General features: G+C 67.9%; 22 protein-coding genes. 9 read left to right on the forward strand and 13 right to left on the reverse strand.

Annotated elements, in window-relative coordinates; genetic code table 11:
- The 5 genes from G154_RS15995 to G154_RS16015 all read right to left on the reverse strand — a co-directional run bounded on the left by G154_RS15995 (window position 1) and on the right by G154_RS16015 (window position 6,510).
- A complete protein-coding gene (locus tag G154_RS15995) occupies window positions 1-2,379 on the reverse strand; it encodes a Tex family protein (RefSeq protein ID WP_023985873.1) in 2,379 nt (792 codons plus the stop codon).
- A gap of 67 nt (window positions 2,380-2,446) precedes the next feature.
- Window positions 2,447-3,751 (reverse strand): acyltransferase family protein, encoded by a 1,305-nt coding sequence (locus tag G154_RS16000; protein WP_019509929.1) that lies wholly within the window; start codon window positions 3,749-3,751, stop codon window positions 2,447-2,449.
- A gap of 53 nt (window positions 3,752-3,804) precedes the next feature.
- Window positions 3,805-4,446, reverse strand: coding sequence for a sensor domain-containing protein (locus tag G154_RS16005; protein WP_051154388.1), 642 nt, complete (start codon window positions 4,444-4,446; stop codon window positions 3,805-3,807).
- 10 nt (window positions 4,447-4,456) lie between these two features.
- Entirely contained in the window at window positions 4,457-6,133 is a 1,677-nt protein-coding gene (locus tag G154_RS16010; RefSeq protein ID WP_019509927.1) for a SulP family inorganic anion transporter, read from the reverse strand.
- Entirely contained in the window at window positions 6,130-6,510 is a 381-nt protein-coding gene (locus G154_RS16015; protein ID WP_019509926.1) for a metalloregulator ArsR/SmtB family transcription factor, read from the reverse strand. Before G154_RS16015 ends, G154_RS16010 begins: the two co-directional genes overlap by 4 nt.
- Window positions 6,511-6,582: 72 nt before the next feature.
- On the opposite strand from G154_RS16015, the gene G154_RS16020 reads away from it, so the two are divergent.
- Window positions 6,583-7,002 (forward strand): DUF5313 domain-containing protein, encoded by a 420-nt coding sequence (locus G154_RS16020; RefSeq protein ID WP_019509925.1) that lies wholly within the window; start codon window positions 6,583-6,585, stop codon window positions 7,000-7,002.
- Here G154_RS16020 and G154_RS16025 read toward each other — a convergent pair.
- A complete protein-coding gene (locus G154_RS16025; protein WP_019509924.1) occupies window positions 6,990-7,430 on the reverse strand; it encodes a DUF4267 domain-containing protein in 441 nt (146 codons plus the stop codon). The genes G154_RS16020 and G154_RS16025 overlap by 13 nt on opposite strands.
- A gap of 119 nt (window positions 7,431-7,549) precedes the next feature.
- On the opposite strand from G154_RS16025, the gene aceA reads away from it, so the two are divergent.
- Window positions 7,550-9,829 carry an isocitrate lyase ICL2 gene (aceA, locus tag G154_RS16030; RefSeq protein ID WP_019509923.1) on the forward strand — a complete coding sequence of 760 codons (2,280 nt, stop codon included), beginning with the start codon at window positions 7,550-7,552 and terminating at the stop codon, window positions 9,827-9,829.
- Here aceA and G154_RS16035 read toward each other — a convergent pair.
- Together G154_RS16035 and G154_RS27295 are read right to left on the reverse strand one after the other, a co-directional pair.
- Window positions 9,826-12,162: an esterase-like activity of phytase family protein gene (locus G154_RS16035; RefSeq protein WP_019509922.1), complete on the reverse strand. Its 2,337-nt coding sequence runs from the start codon at window positions 12,160-12,162 to the stop codon at window positions 9,826-9,828. The genes aceA and G154_RS16035 overlap by 4 nt on opposite strands.
- Window positions 12,163-12,294: 132 nt before the next feature.
- The gene (locus tag G154_RS27295) at window positions 12,295-14,022 is read right to left on the reverse strand and encodes a hypothetical protein (protein ID WP_131701303.1); all 1,728 of its coding nucleotides are present in this window, start codon (window positions 14,020-14,022) and stop codon (window positions 12,295-12,297) included.
- Between the two features lie 409 nt (window positions 14,023-14,431).
- On the opposite strand from G154_RS27295, the gene G154_RS16045 reads away from it, so the two are divergent.
- On the forward strand, window positions 14,432-15,049 hold the full coding sequence (locus G154_RS16045; RefSeq protein WP_045546473.1) for a hypothetical protein: 618 nt from the start codon (window positions 14,432-14,434) through the stop codon (window positions 15,047-15,049).
- 4 nt (window positions 15,050-15,053) lie between these two features.
- On the opposite strand, the gene G154_RS26485 is transcribed toward G154_RS16045, so the two are convergent.
- Entirely contained in the window at window positions 15,054-16,631 is a 1,578-nt protein-coding gene (locus tag G154_RS26485; protein WP_019509919.1) for an alkaline phosphatase family protein, read from the reverse strand.
- A gap of 178 nt (window positions 16,632-16,809) precedes the next feature.
- Here G154_RS26485 and G154_RS26490 point away from each other — a divergent pair, with 178 nt between their 5' ends.
- The 3 genes from G154_RS26490 to G154_RS16065 all read left to right on the forward strand — a co-directional run bounded on the left by G154_RS26490 (window position 16,810) and on the right by G154_RS16065 (window position 19,701).
- Window positions 16,810-17,232, forward strand: a complete 423-nt coding sequence (locus tag G154_RS26490; protein ID WP_019509918.1) for a hypothetical protein — start codon at window positions 16,810-16,812, stop codon at window positions 17,230-17,232.
- Window positions 17,233-17,375: 143 nt separating this feature from the next.
- Window positions 17,376-18,281: a lytic transglycosylase domain-containing protein gene (locus G154_RS16060; protein ID WP_045546474.1), complete on the forward strand. Its 906-nt coding sequence runs from the start codon at window positions 17,376-17,378 to the stop codon at window positions 18,279-18,281.
- 43 nt (window positions 18,282-18,324) lie between these two features.
- Window positions 18,325-19,701, forward strand: coding sequence for an NAD(P)/FAD-dependent oxidoreductase (locus G154_RS16065; protein ID WP_019509916.1), 1,377 nt, complete (start codon window positions 18,325-18,327; stop codon window positions 19,699-19,701).
- A gap of 23 nt (window positions 19,702-19,724) precedes the next feature.
- Here the strand turns inward: G154_RS16065 and G154_RS26495 are convergent, their stop codons facing one another.
- Window positions 19,725-19,877 carry a hypothetical protein gene (locus tag G154_RS26495; protein ID WP_155944850.1) on the reverse strand — a complete coding sequence of 51 codons (153 nt, stop codon included), beginning with the start codon at window positions 19,875-19,877 and terminating at the stop codon, window positions 19,725-19,727.
- A 415-nt stretch (window positions 19,878-20,292) separates the two neighbouring features.
- Between G154_RS26495 and G154_RS16070 the strand changes: the two genes are divergently transcribed.
- Window positions 20,293-20,925 carry a hypothetical protein gene (locus G154_RS16070; RefSeq protein ID WP_031601533.1) on the forward strand — a complete coding sequence of 211 codons (633 nt, stop codon included), beginning with the start codon at window positions 20,293-20,295 and terminating at the stop codon, window positions 20,923-20,925.
- Entirely contained in the window at window positions 20,922-21,257 is a 336-nt protein-coding gene (locus G154_RS16075; protein WP_019509913.1) for a hypothetical protein, read from the forward strand. Before G154_RS16070 ends, G154_RS16075 begins: the two co-directional genes overlap by 4 nt.
- An 18-nt stretch (window positions 21,258-21,275) precedes the next feature.
- Here the strand turns inward: G154_RS16075 and G154_RS16080 are convergent, their stop codons facing one another.
- From G154_RS16080 to G154_RS16090, 3 genes are read right to left on the reverse strand one after another with little or no spacing between them, the layout of a single operon-like run.
- Complete coding sequence (locus G154_RS16080; RefSeq protein WP_019509912.1) at window positions 21,276-21,878, reverse strand: energy-coupling factor transporter transmembrane protein EcfT; 603 nt, start codon at window positions 21,876-21,878, stop codon at window positions 21,276-21,278.
- Complete coding sequence (locus G154_RS16085) at window positions 21,875-22,561, reverse strand: energy-coupling factor ABC transporter ATP-binding protein (protein ID WP_019509911.1); 687 nt, start codon at window positions 22,559-22,561, stop codon at window positions 21,875-21,877. Before G154_RS16085 ends, G154_RS16080 begins: the two co-directional genes overlap by 4 nt.
- A 15-nt stretch (window positions 22,562-22,576) precedes the next feature.
- Window positions 22,577-23,179 (reverse strand): biotin transporter BioY, encoded by a 603-nt coding sequence (locus G154_RS16090; RefSeq protein ID WP_019509910.1) that lies wholly within the window; start codon window positions 23,177-23,179, stop codon window positions 22,577-22,579.
- Between the two features lie 105 nt (window positions 23,180-23,284).
- Between G154_RS16090 and G154_RS16095 the strand changes: the two genes are divergently transcribed.
- Window positions 23,285-24,298 (forward strand): TerC family protein, encoded by a 1,014-nt coding sequence (locus G154_RS16095; RefSeq protein ID WP_019509909.1) that lies wholly within the window; start codon window positions 23,285-23,287, stop codon window positions 24,296-24,298.
- Window positions 24,299-24,301 lie beyond the last annotated feature (3 nt).

Below are 24,301 nucleotides of genomic sequence, written 5' to 3' on the forward strand. Positions count from 1 at the left end.
CTACTTTCCGAAGCCCGCATTGCGCAGTGCCTCCGCCATGGATCCCGACGGCGCCGACTCGCGACGGGCGGAGTTGTTACCGCGGTTGGGCTTTCGCTGCGGATCTCGCTGGTGATTGCCACGCTGCTGGTTGCCGCGGTTCTGCTGCCCCTGTCCGCCCTTGCCGGGCCCGCGGTCACCGCTGCGCGCGGCGTCGTCGTTGAGCCGCAGGGACAACCCGATCCGCTGCCGATCGATATCGACATCGACGACCTTGACCCGCACCACCTGTCCGGATTTGACCACTTCGTGGGGATCGGAAACGAATCGGTCCGACATCGCCGACACGTGCACCAGCCCATCCTGGTGCACGCCCACGTCCACGAAGGCGCCGAACGCCGCCACGTTGGTGACCACGCCCTCGAGCACCATCCCCGCCTTCAGATCGGCGACCTTCTCGACACCGGCGGCAAAGGTCGCGGTGGAGAATGCCGGGCGCGGGTCGCGGCCGGGCTTCTCCAGTTCGGCGAGGATGTCGGTGACCGTGGGCACGCCGAACCGCTCGTCGGCGAAATCTGTCGGCGCAAGCGCGCGCAGGGCGCGCTCGTTGCCGATCAGCTCGGCCAGCGTGATGTTGGAACGGTCCAGGATGCGCCGCACCACCGGATAGGACTCCGGGTGTACCCCGGAGGCATCCAGTGGATCATCGCCGCCGGTGATCCGCAAAAAGCCCGCGCACTGTTCAAAAGCCTTGGGCCCCAGCCGCGGCACCTTCAGCAGCGCGCTGCGGCTGCGAAATGGGCCGGTGTTCTCCCGATGCGCGACGATGGCCTCGGCCAAGGTGTCGGTGACACCGGAGACCCGCGCCAACAGCGGCACCGACGCCGTGTTCAGGTCGACCCCGACAGCGTTGACGGCATCCTCGACCACCGCGTCGAGACTGCGGGCGAGAGTGCCCGGAGTGACATCGTGCTGATACTGGCCGACACCGATCGACTTCGGCTCGATCTTGACCAGTTCGGCCAGCGGATCCTGCAGTCGCCGCGCGATGGACACCGCCCCGCGCAGCGTCACATCCAGTTGTGGCAGTTCGTGCGCCGCATACGCAGACGCCGAATACACCGAGGCGCCGGCCTCGCTGACCATCGCTTTCACCGGCGCGGGACCGCCTGCGGCGCGGATGTCGGCGATCAGTTCGGCGGCCAGCGCATCGGTCTCCCGGGAGGCGGTGCCGTTGCCGACCGCGATCAACTCGACACCGTGGCGGGCGACCAGCGCCGCCAGTGTGGCCTTGGCGGTATCCCATTGCTTCTGCGGCTGGTGCGGGAAGATCGCACAGGTGTCGACCACCTTGCCGGTGCCGTCCACCACGGCGACCTTGACCCCGGTCCGGAATCCCGGGTCGAGCCCCAGCGTGGTGCGCGTCCCGGCCGGCGCGGCCAGCAGCAGATCCTTCAGGTTACGGGCGAACACCGCGACGGCATCGGCTTCGGCGCGCTGGCGCAACCGGATGCGAGCGTCGACAGCCGCCGAGATCATCAGCTTGGTCCGCCAGGCCAACCGCACGGTGGTGGCCAGCCACGAGGTGGCCGGGCCCGCAGCGGCCAGGTCGATACCGAGGCTCTGCGCGACCCGCGCCTGGTACACCTCGTCGGCCCCACCGTCGAAGTTCACCGCGAGGATCTGCTCCTTCTCGCCACGCAACACCGCGAGCACCCGGTGCGACGGCATCTTCTCCAGCGGTTCGGAGAACTCGAAGTAGTCGCGGAACTTCTGTCCGGCCGGGCTCTTCGCCGCCTCGTCGGACCACGGTCCGGTCCGCAGCGTGCCGTCGGCCCAGAATTTGGTGCGCACGTCACCGACCAGTTCGGCGTCCTCGGCCGCCCGCTCGATCAGGATGTGCCGGGCGCCGTCGAGGGCGGCGGCGGAGTCGGCGACCTGCTCCCCCACGAATTCGGCGGCAATCTCGTCCGGTACCAGGGACGGGTCCGCGAGCAGCCGATCCGCGAGCGGCTCCAAACCGGCTTCACGAGCGATCTGCGCCTTGGTACGCCGCTTCGGCTTGTAGGGCAGGTAGATGTCTTCGATGCGGGCCTTGGTCTCCGCCGTCAGCAGCGCGTTCCTCAGCTCGTCGGTCAGCTTGCCCTGCTCCTCGATGGAAGCCAGCACGGCGTCGCGGCGCTGGTCGAGTTCACGCAGGTATGCCAACCGCTCCTCAAGGGTGCGCAGCTGACCATCGTCGAGGCTGCCGGTCACCTCCTTGCGGTACCGCGCGATGAACGGGACCGTGGCACCCTCGTCGAGCAAATGCACGGCGGCCGCAACCTGGCGTTCGGCAACCGCCAGTTCCTCAGCGAGACGGGCATTTACGGTACGGATCACGGGCGCGCTCGAAGTCACGCCGAGACCCTACCGAATAGCCCTGACAGCGGTTCGGAGGGTAAGAGCGCAGCGACCGGGATGAGTATCACGCGCAGGCACGTGCGGCCAGCACCCCGATCAGGAAGCATGCCAACGGCACCCAGCCGTCGGCCCCGGCCAGCCCGTTCTTGGCGACCAGCAGCATCGCCACCCCCGACACGCAGATCAGCACCCCTGCCACCACCGACCGAACCACCGCTCGCCCCGAGCGCGCCCCGGCCGCCCCGACCGGGGCGTCCCACCACGGCAGCCTGCGGTGTTCCAGCGGGGACAGCAGCAGGAACGTCACGAACATCACGACCGCGAAGACGGCCGCACGCAGCGCCAACATCGCCCAGAAGTCCTGCGCGTGCACGTCGTAGGCGTCGAGTCCGAATGCGTTCAGCGCAAAGGTGGCGACGGCGATCGCCGGGATGTGCCACAGGTAGAGGGTCATGGCGCCCGAGTTGCCGACCGCGACCACATACCAGACCCGGGGGCGCTGCGCCCAGCGACCGACGGGACCGGCGGCCGCGACGAAGACGCAGGACATCCAGATGCAGTGCAGGGCCAGCAACACCGTGGGCGGTGACACGTTCGAGACCCCGTGGCTGCTGCCGGTGGTGACCAGCGACACCTCGTAGGTCTGCGTCAGCGCCAGCAGTACCTGGGCAGCGAAAGCGATCACCGCCACGGCCAGCGCACCGACGGGCCTGATCAGCCTGCGGGCGTACGCCACGCCGATGACCACCGGGATCAGCCAGACGAACAAGAAGTTGCCGACCCCGGCTTCGGCCGAACCGACGGCGAACCGGATCTGGTCGACACCCGCGGCGATGGCCACCAGCAGCGCCACCACGGCCGCGGCGCCGCCGGTACTGCGGATGCGGGTGAGCAGCGGAACGAAGGCGATCACGACCAGGTAGACGCCCAGAAACCACAGCAGCGCCACACATTCGCGGCCCAACCGGTCGGCCGATTCGCCACCGAGGACCAACCGCGCCACCACCAGCGCCGCCGTCCAGAACGCCAGGTACCAGAACACCGGCCGGCACAGGCGCTGCGCGCGGCTCACCAGCCAGCCGCCCCATGGGGTGCCCGGATGCCAGCCGTAGGCGGCCGCCGCTCCGCCTGCGAAGAAGAACAGCGGCATCACCTGGACCACCCAGGTGATGGGGGTCAGTTGCGGCAACTCGCCGAGAATATTGCCGATCCACAGTCCGTCGCCGTCGATGGTGGCGAGCAACAGTGCACAGTGCCCGAACATGACGACGACAAGGGCGGAGAGCCGGGCGACATCGATGGCGCGGTCACGGTTACCCGCGTCGGCGGTCACCGATCTGGGCGCGGGCAGGAGCTTGTCGAGCGGCATGGCTACAGCGTGCCGCACTCGGCGGCCGCGCGGATGAGTAGGACTACCCGAGTTCAGGCGGTGTTGTCGGCCAGCGTCTCGATGCGTTCGAGCGCCTGCTCGGCGGCCGCGACGGTATCCATCCCACCGCCCGGTCCGCAGCTGGTCACCTCGATGGCTGCATTGTGTGCCGCCACCACCAGGTTGTCGCAGTTCCACTCCGCGCTGCGCAGCGACCACAGCACCGAACCCGCAGGTGCCTGCACGGCGGGCGCCTCGACGGTGAACGTGTAGGTGCGGTCGGCCATGGTGGTCACGTCCACCTCGCTGCCCGCGCAGGATTCCACGACCCGCCGCGCCGATGCGAGTGCGTCGGCGGCCGAGAAGTCCGACGGGTACACCGCGACCATCTCCTCGTTCACCACTTCGGAGCTGCCGTTGGCCCCTGACCAGTGCCCGCCGTCCTCGGCCGCGGGCCCGTGGTCGACGAGGAACGGCGGGTCGACCTCCAGGGCCGTGCCGGCACAGCTGTCCGGAACGACGACGGCGAATCTGTTGCCATCCTGATTCTGGATATCGGGGCTGAGCAGATCGGCGACCTGTCCGGCCGCGATCGGTCCGATCGACGCTTGGGACGTGGCCCGCGGGTTGTCCACCGTCCTGGTGCAGCCGGCCAGGACGCAGATCAGAATTACCGCAGCCAGGCGCTTCGTCACGGCTGCGAGTCTAGGCGTGGTGCCAACCCTGTGCCGTCACCGCATTTTCGCGGTGCACGTGCGCGCGAGCGTGCGCGATGGCCTCATCGAGACCGTTCATCAGATGGGTTTCGTGCCGCAACGATTCGAGGATGCCGACATTGGTCAGCAGATCGTGTTGCTCGGGGTCGACACCTTTGATGATGACCATCGTTCCGCGCGACTCCAGTTGTCCGGTGATCCGACTCAGGGCATGGGCACCCGTCGCGTCGAGGTGATGCAGGCCGGACATCCGGATGATCACCACCGCTGGCCCGGAGACCGCGAGTTCGGCGATCGTGGCCGACATCCGCTCGGCGGCACCGAAGAACATGGCGCCGTCCAACCGGAGCAGCATGATGTGTTCATCGCCGGGTCGGTACGGGCCCGGCAACGCTTCGCGATGAACACCACTGCGTCGGGCCATGGCGGCCAGCGCGAACAGCGCCGCCACCAACATCCCCAGTTCCACGGCCTGGATCAGATCCAGGCACACCGTGACACCCGCGGTGACCACGAAGATCAGCGCTCCCGACCGACCACTGCGCAGAATCCTGACGATGACGCCGCCGGAGATCATCGTCACCGCCGTCACCATCAGCACCGCGGCCAGTGCCGCCAACGGGATGGCACCCACCGGCCCACTGAGCAGATAGACGACGCCGATCAGCAGCACCGAATGCGTGAGCGCGGCGATCCGTGTTCTCGCCCCGGCTTTGACATTGACCGCGGTGCGCGCGATCGCACCCGTTGCGGGCATCCCGCCGAACAGTCCGGCGGCCACCGATGCCATTCCTTGCCCGACGAGCTCGCGATCGGGATCACCGGCGGCGGTGCCCGACAGACTCGCGGCCACCCGGGCCGACAGCAGCGACTCGATGGCAGCCAACGCCGCGATCGCCAGTGCCGCACCGAACAATGCCTTCATCGCCGCGAGATCCGCCTGCGGCCAGGTCGGCACGGGCAATCCGGCGGGCAGCTCGCCGATGCGTGGGATCGGCAGCGCGGCAACGGAAACCACCACCGATGCCACGATCACCGCCACCAGCGAGGACGGGAAGGTGGGGAGCAGGCGGCGCAGGCCGACCATCACCACGATCACCACGGCCACCACCAGCAGCGCCCACCGGGCGGTCACCCCATCTGCGGTCGTCAGCGCCTCGAGCGCAGCGGCCAAGGGCCGCAACCCCTCCGGCGCTGCGGCGCCGACAGCCGCGGGCACCTGTTGCAGAAAGATGATCACCGCGATGCCGAGGGTGAACCCTTCGATGACGGGCCACGGGATGACTGTCACGAGCCGACCCACGCCCGTCGCACCGGCGACGAACACCATGGCGCCGGCCAGGATGGTCACGATGGCCACGCTGGAAAGACCGTGCTGGGCGACGACGGGCGCCAACACCACAGCCATGGCTCCGGTGGGCCCGGACACCTGCACATGGGAGCCGCCGAACACCGCGGCGACGATGCCCGCGACGATTGCGGTGACCAGTCCCGCTGCCGCGCCTACCCCCGAGCTGATCCCGAATGCGAGCGCCAACGGCAGCGCCACCACACCCACGGTGATACCGGCAAGGACATCGCGTCGCCACGATGACCGCAGACCGACGTAGTCGCGAGCACCGGGCAGCAGCGCGCGGGCCGTTGTCCACCATCGCGACGGCTTCATCGCGCCGCCGTGCCGATGGGCGGCAGTGCGCCGATGGCGTCGAGCTGGTCGCGCTGAGCCGAGAGGGTGTCGGTCAAGAACACGCGCGCGATGACGAGCAACTCGGCGATCTTGGGGTGGGCGAGTTCGTAGTACACGGCATTGCCGACCCGGTGACCACGCACGACGTGGTGTCGCTTCAGCACGGCGAGGTGTTGGGAGAGCTGCGTGGGTTCGATGTCGGTATCGGCGAGGATCGCGCTCACCGGGGTGGCTGCCGCACTGGTCGAGAGAATCTCCAGGATCCGGATTCGCGCCGGGTGCGCCAAGGCCTTGAACAGATTGGCCTTGATCTCGTAGAGCGGTCGTTCGGGTCCGCCAAGGAAACTGTCCGCCACGTCCGCCGCACCCCTGATTGATGGATTGAGATAATTCGCAATTCACAATACCGACGTTTAGACTTCGAGTCCATGCCGACTGCCACAGGGCCCGAGACGCGACCCGGCCCGCTTCAGTACATCGCCTACTGCTACGGCAAGACGCTTCCCGCCCCCATGCGGCAGTGGCTCGCCGAGGACCTGGCCGGGCCCGGCGCCACGGTTCGAATGATGGCCAGGGTGGCGGTTCCGGCCGTCGCCATCCTGGCTCCCATCTGGTTCATCCCGATGTCGCTGTACCTGCACGTCAGCATGACCCTGCCGATCTTCATCCCGTTCGTGTTCTTCTCACACGCGCTCAACAAGGTCTGGCGGCGGCACATGCTCGCCAAGCACGGGCTGAACCCCAACCTGGTCGACGCCCTGTCCCGTCAGCGCAATGCGCACAAACACCGCGCCTATGAGGAGCGTTACGGGCCACGGTCGGGTCCCGCGGGCAGTCACGACATCTGATGCCCGGGCGCACTCGCCGTCGGTCCGGTCTGCGTCACCCGCCGCCGGGTGGCACCCCACAGGCCGACACCGATGCCGACGACCGCACCGCCGAGACCGATGATCCGCTGGGACTGCGGCATCTGATGGTGAACTCCGGCGCCACCGAGCAGGTCGGCGGCATCGGCCCCGCCGGAGGCGTGGGGGCACCTCCCGCTCGCGGGGGAAAACCACCCGCGGGTGTTCCTGCCGCGGACACCGGCGGCCAGCAACAATCCCCCGATCAACGCATCGCGGTATCCCATCGACCGCAACAACAACTGGGCGGTGGCGTCGGGGCGATCGGGCGAGCCCCACAGCCGGTTCGCGCGTAGCGGGTCCACCAAAAACGAGATGCCCGAAGCCATCCGCAATCCTCCGACTGCCACGGCCGCACCGTCGATCGACATGGCTGGCAGCCTAGGTCCGACCTCGGCCGGTCGGGCGCAATCGGCCCAACTCGCCTCCGGCCACGATCCCGCACCGCGATAATCGAGTGGTCCGCAGAGGCTCGACGAGGAGCAGATAGATGGCCAGCAGCGCCGACACCACATCCGAGCAGCAGTTCTCCCAGGATGTGGCCGCCACCCAGGAGTACTTCGACAGCCCGCGCTTCGACGGCATCACCCGGCTGTACTCGGCCCGCCAGGTCGCCGAACAGCGAGGCACCATCCCCTCGGACTATCCGGTGGCGCGCGAAGCGGCCACGGCGTTCTATCCGCGACTGCGGGAACTCTTCGAGCAGAAGAAGAGCATCACCACATTCGGTCCCTACTCTCCCGGCCAAGCCGTGACCATGAAGCGGATGGGGATCGAGGGCATCTATCTCGGTGGTTGGGCGACCTCGGCGAAGGGGTCGATCAGCGAGGACCCCGGACCGGATCTGGCCAGCTACCCGCTCAGTCAAGTACCCGACGAGGCGGCCGGACTTGTCCGCGCTCTGCTGACCGCCGACCGCAACCAGCAGTACCTGCGGTTGAAGATGACCCCCGAGCAACGTGCCGCGCAACCCCCGATCGACTACCGGCCCTTCATCATCGCCGACGCCGATACCGGGCACGGCGGGGATCCGCACGTACGCAACCTGATCCGGCGTTTTGTCGAATCAGGCGTCCCCGGCTATCACATCGAGGACCAGCGGCCGGGCACCAAGAAGTGTGGGCACCAGGGCGGCAAGGTGCTGGTCCCCTCGGACGAACAGATCAAGCGGCTCAACACCGCCCGCTTCCAGTTGGACATCATGCGGGTGCCCGGCATCATCGTCGCGCGCACCGATGCCGAGGCCGCCAACCTGATCGACAGCCGTGCCGACGAGCGTGATCAACCGTTCCTACTCGGGGCGACCAATGTGAAGATCCCGCCGTACAAGGCCTGCTTCCTCGCGATCACCCGGCGCTTCCACACCCTGGGGATCACCGAACTCAACGGGCATCTGCTCTATGCGTTGCCCGAGGGTGAATACGCGGCGGCCGAATCCTGGCTGGAACGCCAGGGTCTGCTCGACGCGGTGTCCAGAGCAGCCGAGTCCTACCGGCCCGGCCAATCCGTCGATGCCCTGTTCGACGAGGTGGAATCACAATTCGTCCAGGCGTGGCAAGACGATGCCGGGTTGGAGACCTATGGCGATGCGGTGGCCGAACTGTTGGAGTTCCGCGAGCGCGAAGGCGAACGCGCGGACATGAGTGCCGCCGATTGGCGGGAGTTCGCCAAGACCGCCTCGCTGTACGCCGCACGCGAGAAGGCGAAATCCCTCGGTGCGGACGTGGTGTGGGACCCCGAACGGGTGAAGACACCGGAGGGCTATTACCAGATCCGCGGCGGCATTCCCTACGCGATCGCCAAATCGCTTGCCGCGGCACCATTTGCCGACATCCTATGGATGGAGACGAAGACCGCCGACCTGGCCGACGCCCGCGAGTTCGCCCACGCGATCCACGCGGTGTACCCGGACAAGATGCTGGCTTACAACCTTTCGCCGTCCTTCAACTGGGACACCACCGGTATGAGCGATGACGAGATGCGGGCCTTCCCCGAGGAGATCGGCAAGCTCGGCTTCGTGTTCAACTTCATGACCTACGGCGGACATCAGATCGACGGGGTGGCCGCCGAGGAATTCGCGACCGCGTTGCTCCAGGACGGCATGCTGTCCTTGGCCCGCCTGCAGCGCAAGATGCGCCTGGTCGAATCGCCTTATCGCACACCGCAAACCCTCGTCGGTGGTCCGCGCAGCGATGCCGCGCTCGCCGCATCGTCCGGGCGCACCGCGACGACCAAATCGATGGGCAAGGGATCTACCCAACACCAGCACCTCGTGCAGACCGAGGTGCCCAAGAAGCTGCTGGAAGAGTGGCTGGCCATCTGGGGCGAGCACTATCAGCTCAGCGAGACACTGCGGGTCCAGCTGAGGCCGCGTCGCGCCGGATCCGATGTGCTGGAACTCGGCATCTACGGCGACGGGGAGGACAAGGTCGCCGACGTCATCGTCGATCCGATCAAGGACCGGCACGGCCGCAGCATCCTGACGGTGCGAGACCAGAACACCTACGCCGAGAAGCTGCGCAAGAAGCGCCTGATGGACGTGATCCATCTGTGGCTCATCCACCGCTTCAAGCCCGAGATCGTGTACTACGTGACACCCACCGAGGACAACATCTACCAAACCGAGAAGCTGAAGAAGCACGGCCTGTTCAGCAACGTGTATCAGGAGGTCGGTGAGATCATCGTCGCCGACGTCAACCAGGCGCGTATCGACGAGTTGCTGTCTGCCGACCGCGCGGCACTGGGCCGGCTGATCCGCAAGGAGGATTAGCCGAGCGCATCGCGAGCAGGGCCGAGGTTCAACAGCACCGTCTCGCCGGTGCCGGCCTCGGCACCGTCGTTGTCGGTGACGACGTAGAGGTTCCCGTTGCCGGCGATCGCGAAGCCCTCGACCTTTTCCTGAATGAATCCCTTGGTGGCGGCCAGATCGGGAAGTAGGTCGCGGGCGAGTGTCTTGGGCAGCACCGGCGGCTCGGCGGTACCGGCCGCACCGGGCCCGGCGGGCAGCGCGACCCGGTAGATGGCCTTCACCCTGGCCTCGGGACCGGTGCGGTTGTCGCGCTCGAGGACCAGCAACCCACCGTCGTGTACGACGATCTCGGACAGGCTCATCCGATCCCCGTCGGCCTCGGTCGGCTCCAGCCGGTAGCCGAACCAGTCCCACTGCCGGTTCGCCGGGGTGTACCTGCCCAGGCGCACGACTCCCGGTGGATCACCGGCGATCTCGCGCTGCAGGGTCACCCAGATCGTCTCGCCGTCGATCGCCACCCCCTCCAGGCCCTGACCGGCCAAACCCGTGGCGACCTCGGCGGGCAGCCGCACGTGATCCTTGACGGCACCGTCCGGCGCGACATTCACCAACTCGTTGCCGCCACCGTCGGGGCCCTCCACGGCCAGCACATAGCCGTCGGGACGTACCACCAGGCCCTCGATGTCCAGGCTCGCCGGTGATCCGTTCTCGGTGATGGGCAGTTCGCTGTCGATCAACGCGGGTGTCTTGGACAGGTCGATGCTCAGCACACGTGCCGGTCCGTACGCGCCGTCGGTCGCGGTGAACAGCCGGTCCGCAGCGGCCGGGTCGGCCGCCAGCGCACCGAGCGCGCCCCAGCCGATGGGCGTTCCGTCGAGGTCGCCGGAGACGACGGACGGGAACAGGGGCCTGCCGGCATCGATGCCCGCGTACGCACCGCCGTACCCGAAGATCGTGATCGCCGAACGCACGCCGTCATCGGCATGATCCGCCTCCGAAGAGACCACCAGCAGATTTCGCGAAGGGATCGTCAGGATGCCCTCCGGGTTGGCCGTGGTGGGCAGGATTTGGCGGAACGCCGGGGCCTTCGGGTCACTGACGTCATAGCCGGCGACGAAGTTGCTCCGCTCGGAGGCCACCAACACCATCGGCCGACCGCCGATCTCGGTGCTGATCAGACCCTCTGGTTCGGCGCCCCTCGATTCGGCCCGCGATTCCACGTGCATCCCGGTGCGGACCGCGAGCTCTTCCAGCGAATTGCCGGCGTCCCAGGTGATCTCGCCGGTGGCGGCGTCGAACACCGTCCAGCCTCTGGTACCGCCCTTCCAGTCACCCTCGTTGGCCGTGGCGACATGATCGTCACCGATCCAGCCGATGGCATCCGGTTCGCGCGGCACCGCCGCGATCGAGCCGCTCTGGTCGACGCTGCCGTCCTCGTGAGTGTCGATACCCTCGACGGCCTGGGTGCCCGCGCTGAAGATCGAGGAGACAGCACCGGTGTTCCCGTCGATGATGGCGATGCCGTTGTTCTCCTGCAGCGTCACCGCGACCTGTCCGCGCGCGTTGATGCTGACGTACTCCGGTTCGAGATCCTCCGGTGTGTCCAGACCGGCGGCGCGGGCCTGCTCGATGTCGAAGTCGACCCGGCGGGACCGCCACTGGGCGGGCCCACCTTCGAGGGTCAACAACTGGAGGAATCCGGTCGGCGGCTGCGGGAGGTCACCTTCGGCACCACCGGGTGGCGCGGTCTCTTCGTCACGCTGGTTCTCCATGGCGATGGCCGCAAAGCTGCCGTCCGGGCTCAGCGCGATCGAATCGGGCTGTCCACCGAGATCGATACTGCGCACCCGGGTCCGGTCGGCGACCCGGATGACGTCCACCCGTCCCGACGGTTTGGTGAGGTCCGTTCCGGTGCCGTCGACGACCACCAGCACGAACTCCCCCACCGCGGTGATCGATGTCGGCCGGTCGTCGGCGCGTCCGAGCGATCGGAGCGAAATGGTGCCTGCACCAACGGGGTTGAGAGGATCGCTGATGTCGACGAAGCCGATGCGCTTGGCGGCGGCATCGGTGTAGATGACGGTGTTGCCGTCGGCGCCGGCGGTGCAGATCTCGGCCGCGGTCTCGGCCGCCGGGTCCGCGCCCGCCGGCCGGTTCAGATACACCGGATAGGTCGCCAGCCGGTGGTAACGCTCCGATTCCGGCAAGGCGAAGTTGATCGGCGAGGTGGCGCGTTGCGCCTGCGGACCGAGTCGGCCGTGATCATCGGGTCCCGAGTCGGTGGAGCACGCTGCGACGAGGACGGTGACTGCCGCGACGAGAGCGGTGGCCCGGAACAGACCGGACGTGGTCATGGGCCCCCCGTGTTCGATTCGGTGCCAAGCGATCGTGACGTCGCCGGATGTAGGTCCAGTGTCACTCAGCTGGCCAACGAGAAAGGGCCGACCCTTGTTCCGCGGGTCGGCCCTTCTCACATGTGCGATCGGTCAGACGACATTGCCGCCGACGTTGCCCGGTCCGCCGCCGGGGCTGCCGCCCTGGCCGGGATTGCCGTTGGACTGGCCGCCGTTGCCGCCGTTGCCGCCGAATCCACCGAAGTTGCCGTTACCGCCGTTGCCGCCGCTGCCGCCGTTGCCGCTGTTGAAGCCGCCGTCACCGACGCCATTACCACCGTCGCCGCCGCGTCCGCCGCCGGTCAGGATGCCCCGGCCGTTACCGCCCTGGCCGCCGGCGCCGCCGGTGCCGCCTTCGTTGTTCTTGGTGCCGTTGCCGCCGTCGCCACCGCGACCACCGCCGAAGAGCACCAGGCCGCTGCCGCCGCCGCTGCCGCCGGCACCACCGGTTCCGGCACCGGTCTGCGATGTCCCGTTACCGCCGTTGCCGCCGCGCCCGCCGCCGCCGACGATCGCGTTGCCACCGCCGCTGCCGCCTGCACCGCCGGTGGCGTTACCGGACGTTGCCGTCGCGTCACCGCCGGTGCCGCCGTCGCCGGCGAATCCGAGTTCGACCACGCCACCGGTACCACCGGCACCACCGACGGCCGAACCGGTCTCGGACGCGGTCGCCGAGCCCCCGTTGCCACCGCGTCCCGGCGCGTACAGACCCTGGCCACCATTACCGCCGGCACCACCGGTGGCGGTCCCACCGATGACGTCTTCGGTTCCGGTTGCGCTGCCTCCGGCACCACCGCCGCCACCGGCACCGAGGATGCCCGCGGTACCGCCGTCGCCGCCGGCACCGCCGACCGCGTTCAAGCCTTCCGCACTGCCGCCGTCACCACCGGCACCACCGTTGCCGACGAGCAGGCCCGCCTGTCCGCCGGCGCCGCCGGCACCACCGACCGCGCCGGTGTTGGTGAGATCACCGTTACCGCCGCGACCACCATCACCGAAGATGAGGCCACCGCGACCGCCGTCACCACCGTTGATCGCGCCGACACCGTCGCCGCCGCGCCCGCCGTTACCCAGCAAGCCGGCGTGACCGCCGTTTCCGCCGCCGAGGCCGCCGTCGCCGCCACTGCCGAGCAGGCCGCCCTGTCCGCCATCGGCGCCCAGTCCACCGGCACCACCGTTGCCGAAGAGCAAACCGCCCCGACCACCGTTGACACCGGCCGTGACCGAGGTGAATCCGTTGCCGATGAGCAGGCCGCCGTCGGGGTTGGCCGCGTCACCGTTGCGGACGAAGAAGCTGATCACCGGGATACGGCCGCCGATATCACCGAGCAACCCGGCGATGGCCCCGGGCAGATCGCCGAGATTGGTCTGCGCGACCTGCAGGGAGCCGTCCGCCGCCGCGATCATCATGGTGACCGGCGTGTCACGGTCTCCGCCGGTGCGTGCGACAGCCTCTGCCAACACCTCGGGCGTGAACTCGGGCGCCACCGAACGTGCGGAGTCACCGGGCGCGGCGGAGAAATCGTCGGCACCGTTGTCGGCGGGAACGAACGTGATCAGGGTGCCACCGGTATCAGCGGCGGCCGGGCCACCGGCATCCTGGGCGCCGGCGCCGACCTGCGCACCGTAGAGCGCATTGGGGGCCGGGGCGGGCAGCACCGCGGTCGCAGCGGCCAGCACCGGTTGCGCGTGCACGATATGCGGGGCCGCGACGGTTGCCGAGCCCGCGAGTTCCGCGCGCTCACCGTCCACCGAGACGACGGCCACCCCCGTCGTCGCCAAAACACCCGCTGCCAATGCCGAAAAGACTGTGCTGGGCACGTTTCCCACCGAAGCTCCTTAAGCTGACACAATTTGCCGCGAGCAGTATGTCAGACGTGCGCTTAGAAAACTCTCAGTTTGCGACACATCGCGCAAACGTGTTCCGTCGAGCGCCACACGTCGGCCATTGACCGTTCATTTGTCCGGCGTCATCGCGCCAACCCTGTACCGAATCCCGTCGGCCCCATTTTGCTGATCTACGCGAGGCGACCACGGCACCCGTCCGATACATCGGTTGCTGCTCAATCGACGCGACGCGTCAGCCCGGCGCCGGGTCGAGGTCCTGTCGGGCGAACTCGACGGGTCAGTTCGTCGACATTGCCGTGATCCACCCGACACCGGGTTTAAGGTGCATTCCGTGAGCAAGATCGCATTAGCCGGCAACCGTGGCAGGTGGCTCGCGCTCACGATGTCGGTGGCGGTGTCGGCGACCGTGGTCATCGTCCAGAACGGTGCACCGCCGGCGCACCTCTCGGACCCCGAACACCGAGCGGCAGCCGGTGCGAACCCGACGACACCGCCCTCCTCCTCGGCCCCACCCGGACAGCGCGCCACCGAGGCCGAGTTGCTGGCCGCGACCGCCCCGGTCGAACCTCGGGTTCTGGACTTCCCGTTGGCCTCCGGCGTTGCGCCAGAGGCGGGCTTGCAGGTGAAGACGGTCTGGGTGGCCCGTGCCATCAGCATGATGTACCCGGAGATCACGACCATCGGTGGCTACCGGCAGGATCCGCTGAAATGGCATCCCAACGGTTTGGCGATCGATGTGATGATTCCCGACCACAACAGCGAGCAGGGTATCGAGTTGGGCAACCAGATCGCCGGACTCGCGCTGGCCAACGCCGAACGCTGGGGCGTCATCCACGTGATCTGGCGGCAGGGCTTCTATCCCGGCATCGGCGCGCCCAGCTGGACGGCCGACTACGGTTCGGAAACCCTGAACCATTTCGATCACGTCCACATCGCCACCGATGGGGGCGGCTATCCCACCGGCGACGAGTCCTACTACCTGGGCTCGATGAAACCCTGATCGCTCAGACCGCGATCGACGCCGGGCACTGTGTCGCGGCGGCCGCGCTCGGGTCGCCGCACACCGCGACCATCGTGATCAGCTGATCCGGGTCATACGGGGCGAAATCGGGTGCGGCGGGCGGCCACAGCGGGAAGATGCTGGCACCGGTGACCCCGGTGATCCGTGCGACGATCTGCGCCGCGAAGTTGGTCACCACGTAGCCGAGGTCGCCGATGAACTCGACGGGACCGACGGCCGCACCGGCCAGGAAGCTGACCAGGAAGATGTTCTGTCCGGCAACCGCTTTCAGTCCACCGACGATGCCGTCGACGATATCGACCAAAAAGTAAGGGACGGAGGCGAAGATGGTGCGGATCCCCAGCGTCACATCGGTGGCGATATCCGGGTAGCCGTTCATACCGATGATGTCCTGCAGGGCCGCGCGCAAGGCATCGTCGTTGTCGATCGGACGGACGTTGTTGGTGAGCTCGGTCATCGAGGTGCCGTCGCTACCCGGTCGGACGGTGCCGCCGAACAACGTGACAACGGTCGGGGTGACATCGACGATCTCGTACTGCAGGTTGATCAGACCGTTCCCGGGGCCTGATCCGCCGAATCCTTCACCACGCACGACGACGAAAGTGCCCGTCTCGTCCGGGGATTGGAAACCGTGGCCGAGCCCCCGCTGCGGCTGATGCCCATGGTCGGTGACCAGGATGACCGTCCACGTCTCACCGTTCACCGCCTCCCAGTCACGCACCTGCTGCATGATCAAGCCCAGGTTGCGGTCGAAGTTCAGCAGCGCATCGGTGTACTCCTGCGAGCCGCCGCCGTAGGCGTGTCCGGCCTCATCGACACCGACGAAATAGCTGAAGACGAAGTTGGCGACATCGCGGTCGGCGGCGGCGATGGTGGCACCGGTGACCGAACCGACCAGATCGTCGGACGCCGCCCAGCTGGACTCCGGGCCGATGTAGTGAACCGTGTCGGCCCGGTTCGCGCCCGCCGCGGCGATGGCCGCGATGACGTCCCAGTTGGCGATGGCCGTGGTCTGGATGCCGTTGCCGTGTGCACCCTCGAGCTGATTGAACACCGTCGGGTAGTTGTCATAGGTCCACGGCGTGAAGATGTTGTTGATCACCCCGGTCCGCTCACCCCAGAACCCGGTCAGGATGGAAGTCCATGACGGATTCGAGATGGTCGTGTGCCCCACGATGCTCGACGGCGCCGTGGTGCTCTCCTGGATCAGCGTGAAGAAATTGGCATTGGCGGGATCGGACAGCACCTTGCTGAGGTTCGTGCCGTCGACCCCGATCAGCAGGACATTTTTGCTCTCCGGCGATGCGGCCGGCGCCGCCGCCGGAGAGGCGTTGCGGCGCATCGAGTTACGTTCCAGCTCGTCGCGCACGGCGGCCAGTGCGGCGACGGCCACCGCGGCCTGCAAGGGCGGTTGCTCCGGATCGGTCTCGACAAGCGGTTGCCCGGCGGCCGCCGAGGCGAGCTCGGTCGGCGTCGTGGCGGTACCGGCACCGAGGACCGGCTGGGCGGTCTCGGCGACGGTGGCCGGCGCCCCGGTCGGTGGCAATCGGTCTGCGGTCACGACCGGCGTGGCGCCCGACGTGGTGGCCGGCTGCTCGATGCCCGTCTGTCGGGCGGTGAGGCGCTCGGTGCCCGATTGCGTGTCGGAGCCGGGCGCCTCGGTGGCGCGGGTCGTGGCGCGGGTCGTGGCACGGCGCTCCAGGACGCCTGATGTCCCGGCCTGACGGGCAGATTTCCTGGTGGTCTTCTTCGTGTCCGGTGCGGCGTCGGATTCCTCGGAGCCCGCCTGCCCCGAGGTGTCGGTCGGGTCCGTCGGCCCGGGATCTGTGCCCGACGGAGCAGCCGATCCCCCTGCGGTGGGAGACGTCGCAGGGCTTGTCTCAGAAGGTGACGTCTCCGAGGAACTCGACGTCGACGACCCGGCAGAGGAGGACGAACCCGTGCCCGAGGATGATGACGACGAGGAAGAGGATGACGTACTCGACGACGCGTCACCCGAGGCATCGGCCGACGCCGCCGGCGCCCACCCCACCGCGACCCCGACGCCCAATGTGACCGCCAACGCCCCCACTCGTCCGATGTGCGCGGCATATCCCATGAGAGTCCCTTCCGAAGCGATACCGATGCACCGCACCGAATTCGCAGCACGGACGTGCCGGTGACGGCCGCTTGCTATGGTCGCCACATCGTCGTCACACGCTGCTCGGTGAAGCTGCATCGCAAATTACGCGAACGACACCTCCCGACGGCCGGGAATGCGCGACTTGGCCGGGACGTGTCGATGGCGGTGGCTGTCGCCGCGTCGATGACGGTGCTGACAACGATGGTCGCCTGCGCGCACCCTCGGCCGCCGGCCGAGCAGCCGGCGGCCGCGAATCCGGCCGCCACCGCACCGACCGCTCCGTCGCGACCACGTCCGGCACCGGCGGCTCCCGCACAGCCGCGGCTGGCGGCCGATCCGGCTCAGATCGCCGACGATCTGGTCACCGACGAACGGATGCTGCGTGACGCCGGCGCACCGGAGCCGGTGCTGCAGATCGCGGCGCGCCGCCAACAGATGGCCTATCGAACCATCGGTAGGCATCCCGAATGGGATGCGATCGTTCGCCCGCGCATCCCGGCGGAGTTCGTCTCGGTCTACGACCTGAACATCACCGCCCGCCGCCATCTGGACGCGTTGCTCACCACCGAGGCCAACGCGACCCTGCCGGCCTGGCGGATCGTCGCGCCAAAGCCCGCCGATGAACTGCTCGACCATTACCGAGAGGCCCAGGCCACCTCGGGCGTGGGCTGGAACTACCTGGCCGCGATCAACCTGGTCGAGACCCGGCTCGGCAGCATCACCGGCACCAGCAGCGCCGGTGCGCAGGGACCCATGCAGTTCTTACCGTCGACGTTCGCCGCGCACGGCGCCGGCGGAGACATCCGCGACCCGCGCGACGCGATTCTGGCCGCGGGTCGCTATCTGGCCTCCAACGGCTTCGTCGACGATCCCGATCATGCGCTGTTCCGGTACAACAACTCCGATGATTACGTGGCGGCCGTCAAGGCCTATGCGGCGGTACTCGCCGCGGATCCGCGCGCCTTCGCCGGCTTCTACCGATGGGAGGTGTACTACCGGACCACGGCCGGCGACGTCTTGCTCCCTGTCGGTTACCGAAGCCTCTCCCCCGTTCCGGCCGTCGAGTACATCGCGGCGCATCCACAGTGATACCGGTGCTGACGAATACCGTTGCGTCGCAGAGGAGGGCAGGATGACACATCTGCGAGTGGACCTGCTGGTCATCGGATTCGGCAAGGGCGGCAAGACGTTGGCCGCAGCGCTCGGCAACCAGGGTCGCAGCGTGGTCCTGGTCGAAAAGTCCCCGGCCATGTACGGCGGCACCTGCATCAACGTGGGGTGCGTGCCGACCAAATCGATGGTCTATCACAGTGAGCAACGTCGCCCCGGCGAGGACGGGGTCACCGCTCATGCCGTCGCGGTAACGGCCACCCAAGCCTTGACCGCGGATCTGCGCGCGGTCAACTACGGCATCTTCGATCCCATTCCCAGTGTCAGGGTGCTGACCGGCAGAGCCGTTTTCACCGGGCCCGATTCGGTATCGGTGAGCACCGCCGACGGTGAGGTGACCGTGTCGGCCGCCGCCGTCGTGATCGACACCGGCTCGGTGCCGGTGGTTCCCGACATCCCTGGTCTCCGCGAATGCCCGGTTGCCGTCACCAGCGCCGAACTGCTCTCCAGGGTCCCACGGTCAGATCGGCTGGTGGTGCTCGGCGGCGGGTACATCGGGCTGGAGTTAGCATCGATGATGGCTGGCTTCGGCACCGAAGTGACAGTCCTGGAACACCATTCGCAGATCCTTCGATTCGAGGACGACGATGTCGCCGCGTCGGCGCGCGACCTGTTGGAGCGGCGCGGAGTGCGGATCGTCACCGGCGCGGCCCTCCACGAGGTCAGCACGGTGGGCGGCGGGGCGCGGGTGCGCTACTCGGTCGACGGCCAAACCACTGCCGCGGACGGTGACACCATCCTGGTCGCCCTGGGCCGGGTTCCCGACACCGCGGGCCTTGGCCTCGACACCGCCGGGATACGCACCGCTGCCAACGGCGCCGTCGCGGTCGACGAGTTCCTGCGCGCCGGCGTGCCCAACGTGTATGCCGTCGGAGATGTCAACGGCGGCCCGCAATTCACCTACATCTCCCTCGACGATCACCGCATCGTGCTCGACCAGCTGTCGGGTGTCGCTCAGCCACGCTCCACGGCCCAGCGCGCCGCCGTACCGAACTGTCTGTTCCTGACGCCGCCGCTGGCGCGCGTGGGGGTGACCGAGCGCGAGGCACGCCAGGCCGGTCGGGCCGTTCGGGTGGCGGTCAGCCCGGTGGCGAAGCTGGCGACGGTGCCGCGGGCCCGCATCGTCGGTGAGACCGCGGGCCTGATTAAGCTGGTGGTCGACGCCGAGACCGACCTGATCCTCGGCGCGGCGCTGCTGTGTCATGACGCGCACGAGGTCATCAATCTGGTGTCACTGGCCATGCGGCACCGGGTTACCGCCACCGCCATGCGGGAGGGGATGTACACCCACCCGTCCATGTCCGAATTCTTCAACCAGCTGCTGGGAATGCTGCGGTGAACCGAACCGATCGATGGTGACGGTTACGCGGCGACGATGGGGCCCGGTCCCGCGTCGGCATGCTCGCCCTGCGCAGCGGTCAGCAACGGGGCACAGACCGCGCAGGCCTGCGGGCCGATCACCGGATAGCCGCAACCCGGACACAAACCGAGCCGCCGCTCCCCTGCATTAATCATCGGGCTCCCTTTCGCCGACGCACGCGTACCCCGTGCACGCATATTTCACGCAACGACCGTCAATATTTTCGCTCCGCGTCCGATTCCTCGTTTTATGCACCTGTCCGGCACATATTCGGGGTGGCATCGGCGCGCCGGAGAGATTTTCGCACGGCGAGGGCGCGAAAATACAACTGTGGTTGATGATGCGAATGTGGCCGACGGTGCGAACGTGGCCGACGGTGCGACTGTGACCAGTGACACGACTGAGACCAATGACACCAATGTGTTCGATGGGTCAACTGTCGCTGTGGTGCCTCCGGTGACCTCGGACCCACAGCCCGCGCGCCCGGGCTATCCCCCCGCCGCCGAGGCCCCGACGGCCGACGCGAAGACCACCGGACAAGATTCTCGGCAGGGTGCTCGAGGATGGTCGATGCCGAAGAATCCGGTGACCCGGCGGCATGTCGACACTGCAGGGCGGTTGGCCCGCAGCGCGGGAACCGCCCTCCTCACGGCAGCCCATGCGGTGGCCACATCGTGTGCCGACGTCGCACGCGCCACCAGCCGGGCAGTCGGTTCCGTGCCGCCGGCTCTGCGCACCATGGCCGTGCTGGCCGCCCTGATGCTGCTCGGCATCGTGGGTTCGATCGCCTGGCGGGGCACAGCAGGCCTGCTCTGCTCGGTGGTCGTGATTCCGGTGTGCGCCATCGCACTCGGCGCGCTCGGCCATCGCCGGTACGGCAACGGCCACTCCCAGGCCGACCACACCGCGCAAACCGCGACAGCCGCTCCGGCGGCCTCCGCGAAAGACCTGCAGCGCGCGGTGGACTACGTCGACCACAAGCTCACGCTGGCGCTGAACTCCTTCGGCGCCGAGCGTCAGCAGGCGGCGATGATCGCACTGTTCCAGGCCAAGACCGCCCTCGAACTCACCCTGGGCACCGAGCAGACCGAGACGACGCCCATCGACGCACTGCTGCTCCCCGATGAGTCCGCGGCCCGCCCGCGCATCCGAGCGGGTGCCAAAACCGCTCTGCGGGAGAGCAGTTCGTTGGCGGCCTCGTGAACGGCCAGGTGGCCCATATCGAAGACGACTACACCCTGGTCATCAACCGGGGTTCGCAGGCCGGGGTGACGGCGGGCATGGTGTTCGCGGTCCACTCGGAGTTCGGTCAGGTCATCACCGATCCCGAGTCCGGACGCGAGTTGGGCCGTCTCACTCGGGAAAAGGTACGCGTCAAGGTGTTCGACGTGCAGCCGCTCTTCGCGCGGGCCCATACCGTGGCGCGCACCGACGACGTCCATGGCCTGTTCCAGGCGACGGCCGTGGTCACCATCGACGTCGGTGACACCGTCGAACTGGTCCAGGCCGAGGCCGGCCTCGCCGAGAGCGGCTGACTCCGCGCGCGGGCCCGGTCAGTCGAGACCGCGCGCAATCAACGCCTCGTTGAAATCATCGGCGGCCTGCAAGGCCCCCACGATGATCGGGACGAACACGATCCGTGGGGTGACGCGCAGGCCACGGGCGCGCCGCGCCTCGTCGACGCGGGCGATGATGTCGACAAGCAAGGGGATCGACCGGATCGTCAGGGCAAGGGCGATGGCGACCTGTCGGACCGGAAAACCGAACCGTGCCAGCGGCCCCATCGCCCGCATCGCCGCATCCAGCATCGCCGTCGTCCTGGTGGTCAGGGTCACCATCGCCGCCGAGGCCACGGCAAGCAGCAACACCCCGCACACCACCAGCGCCCGGCGCCAGTCGGTGAGCACGACCTGCAGAACGAAGATGAAGCCCACCACCCAGAGCACCTGGCGCAGTTGCACGATCAGCGACCAGACCGACAGCCGCGCCGAGCCGGCGGCCACCAGCAGTGCGGCGGTGGCCACGGTCAGCTTCATCGGGGAGTTCACCACGATGGTCATCACGATGATCACCGCGCCCAGCCCGACCAGCTTCACCCCGGCCGGCAGTCGGTGCAGCCATGATGTCCCCGGCCGGTAATCGCCAAGCACGCTCACCCCATCAACCGCCGGTACACCGCCAGCGCGGCGGCAGGTACGTCATCGGCCACCACCCGGCCCTCGTCCAACACGATCACCCGATCGGCGTCCTCGATGAGGTCCAGGTCATGGGTGACAACGATCAACTGGGTGTCCAGATCTGCGAAGGCGGTGCGGAGCATCCGCGCGTTACGCAGATCCAACAGCGTGGTCGGCTCGTCGGCGACCACCACCGCCGGCTCGGTGACCAACACGGTGGCCAGCGCCAACAACTGCTTCTGTCCGCCCGAGAGCAGGTGCGCGGGCTGGTCGGCATGCCCGGACAGTCCGAACCTCTCCAGCACTTCGGCCACCCGCGCCGCCTTGGCGGCCCGATCCATCGACAGACGCGACAGCGAGAGCTCGACGTCCTCACCCACGGTCGGCATCAGGATCTGGCGGTCGGGGTCGGTGAACACGAACCCCACCAGTCGGCGCACCTGTTTGACCGAGCGCCTGGTGTCCAGACCGCGCACCCGCACCGCACCGGTGTCGGGTATCACCAGCCCGTTGAGCAACCGGGCCAGCGTCGACTTACCGCTTCCGTTGGCTCCGACGATGCCGACGCGACGCTCGCCGATGGTCAGCGTGATGTCGCGCAACACCGTGCGCTCCCCGAATGCGTGCGAGACGCCGTCGAGGACGATGAGCTCCTCGGTCACGCTGTCCGTCCCCGCCTAGGCCCGCGCGGTCCGCCACGGGGTGATCAGCCCGGGACGCGCGCGGTGGACCTGCGCGGCGACGACGCCGCACAACACCGCCTTGGCGATATCGCCTGGCACATAGATGCCGTTGGTGGCCAGCGCGGCCCACCAGGACAGGTCGGTACGAAGCATCAGGCCCGCGGTGCCGAACAGATAGATCACCGCCATCCCGCCGACGATATTGATGCCGATACCCCACAGCGTCCGGTAGCGCGGCATCATCAGCGCAGTCAGCATCCCGATCACGATGACGGCGGGCAGCCAGCCGACGAAGAACCCGGCCGTCGGCGACGACAGTGACACCAGCCCGGTGCGGCCACCGGCCAGAATCGGTAGCCCTGCGATGGCCAGCACGGCGAACAACCCGACGGCCAACGCGCCCTTCCGCGGTCCCAGGATCGATCCGGCCAACATCACACCCAGGGTCTGCAGCGTGATGGGCACACCCGTCGGCCCGATCGTCAGTGTGCCGGGCAGACCCAGCGCGGCCAATAGACCAGCGAAAACGGCGGCCTGGGTCAGGTCGGCGGACTCGATGCGTCCGAACCGACGCGACCGGGAGGTCTGTGCACTCACGGAGGAATTATGGTCGACACCAGGAAGTGATTGACGACTCCCCCGACTGGGTACCGGTGATCTTGAAAACCGGACGTGCCGGTCATGCGGAGGAGACGCACACACATGCTCGATATCAGCCCGGTGACGTGGGGCCTGACGATAGCCGTGATCATCGTCCTGCTCGCCGTCGACCTCCTCTTGGCCGCGCTGCGACCGCACCGGGTCGGGTTCAAGGAGGCCACCGCGTGGTCGGTGTTCTACATATTGGTGGCCGTGGCGTTCGGAGTCTGGTTCGCCATGACCTACGGGGGCGACGCCGGCACCGAGTACTTCGCGGGCTATCTGGTCGAGAAGAGCCTTTCGGTGGACAACCTGTTCGTCTTCGTCATCATCATGACGACGTTCGCCGTACCCGAGGAGCACCAGCACAAGGTGCTGACCTTCGGCATCATCCTGGCGTTGATCATGCGCGCCATCTTCATCGCGCTCGGCGCGACGCTACTGTCGCTGTTCTCGTTCATGTTCCTGGTGTTCGGCCTGCTGCTCATCTATACCGCCGTCCAGCTGTTCCGGCACCGCGACGAGGATCCCGACGTCGAGAACAACTTCGTGGTCCGCGCGACGCGCCGGTTCGTGCCGGTGACCGACGACTATGACGGCGGAAAACTGTTCACCCGGGCCCAGGGCCGCCGGATGGCGACGCCGATGCTGGCGGTGCTGATCGCGATCGGCAGCGTGGATCTGCTGTTCGCGCTGGACTCCATCCCCGCGGTCTTCGGCATCACCAGCGAGGCCTATATCGTCTTCGCCGCCAACGCCTTTGCGCTGCTCGGGCTGCGAGCGCTGTTCTTCCTCGTTAAAGGGCTGCTCGACCGGTTGGTGTACCTGTCGACCGGGCTGTCGATCATCTTGGCCTTCATCGGCGTGAAGCTCGTCCTGCACTGGGGTCATGTCGACATCAATCCCAGCATTCCCGAGATCGACACATACGTGAGCCTGGCCGTGATCATCGTCATCCTGACGATCGTGACGGTCGCCAGCCTCATCAAGACGCGCAAGGACCCCGACGCGAAGGCACACCCCGGCTCGCTGCGGGCCAGCCCGCATCGGCCGGAAGAGCGCACCGATGGCGCGTAGATT

The organism is Mycobacterium sp. VKM Ac-1816D (assembly GCF_000416385.1).
Lineage (GTDB): Bacteria > Actinomycetota > Actinomycetes > Mycobacteriales > Mycobacteriaceae > Mycobacterium > Mycobacterium neoaurum_A.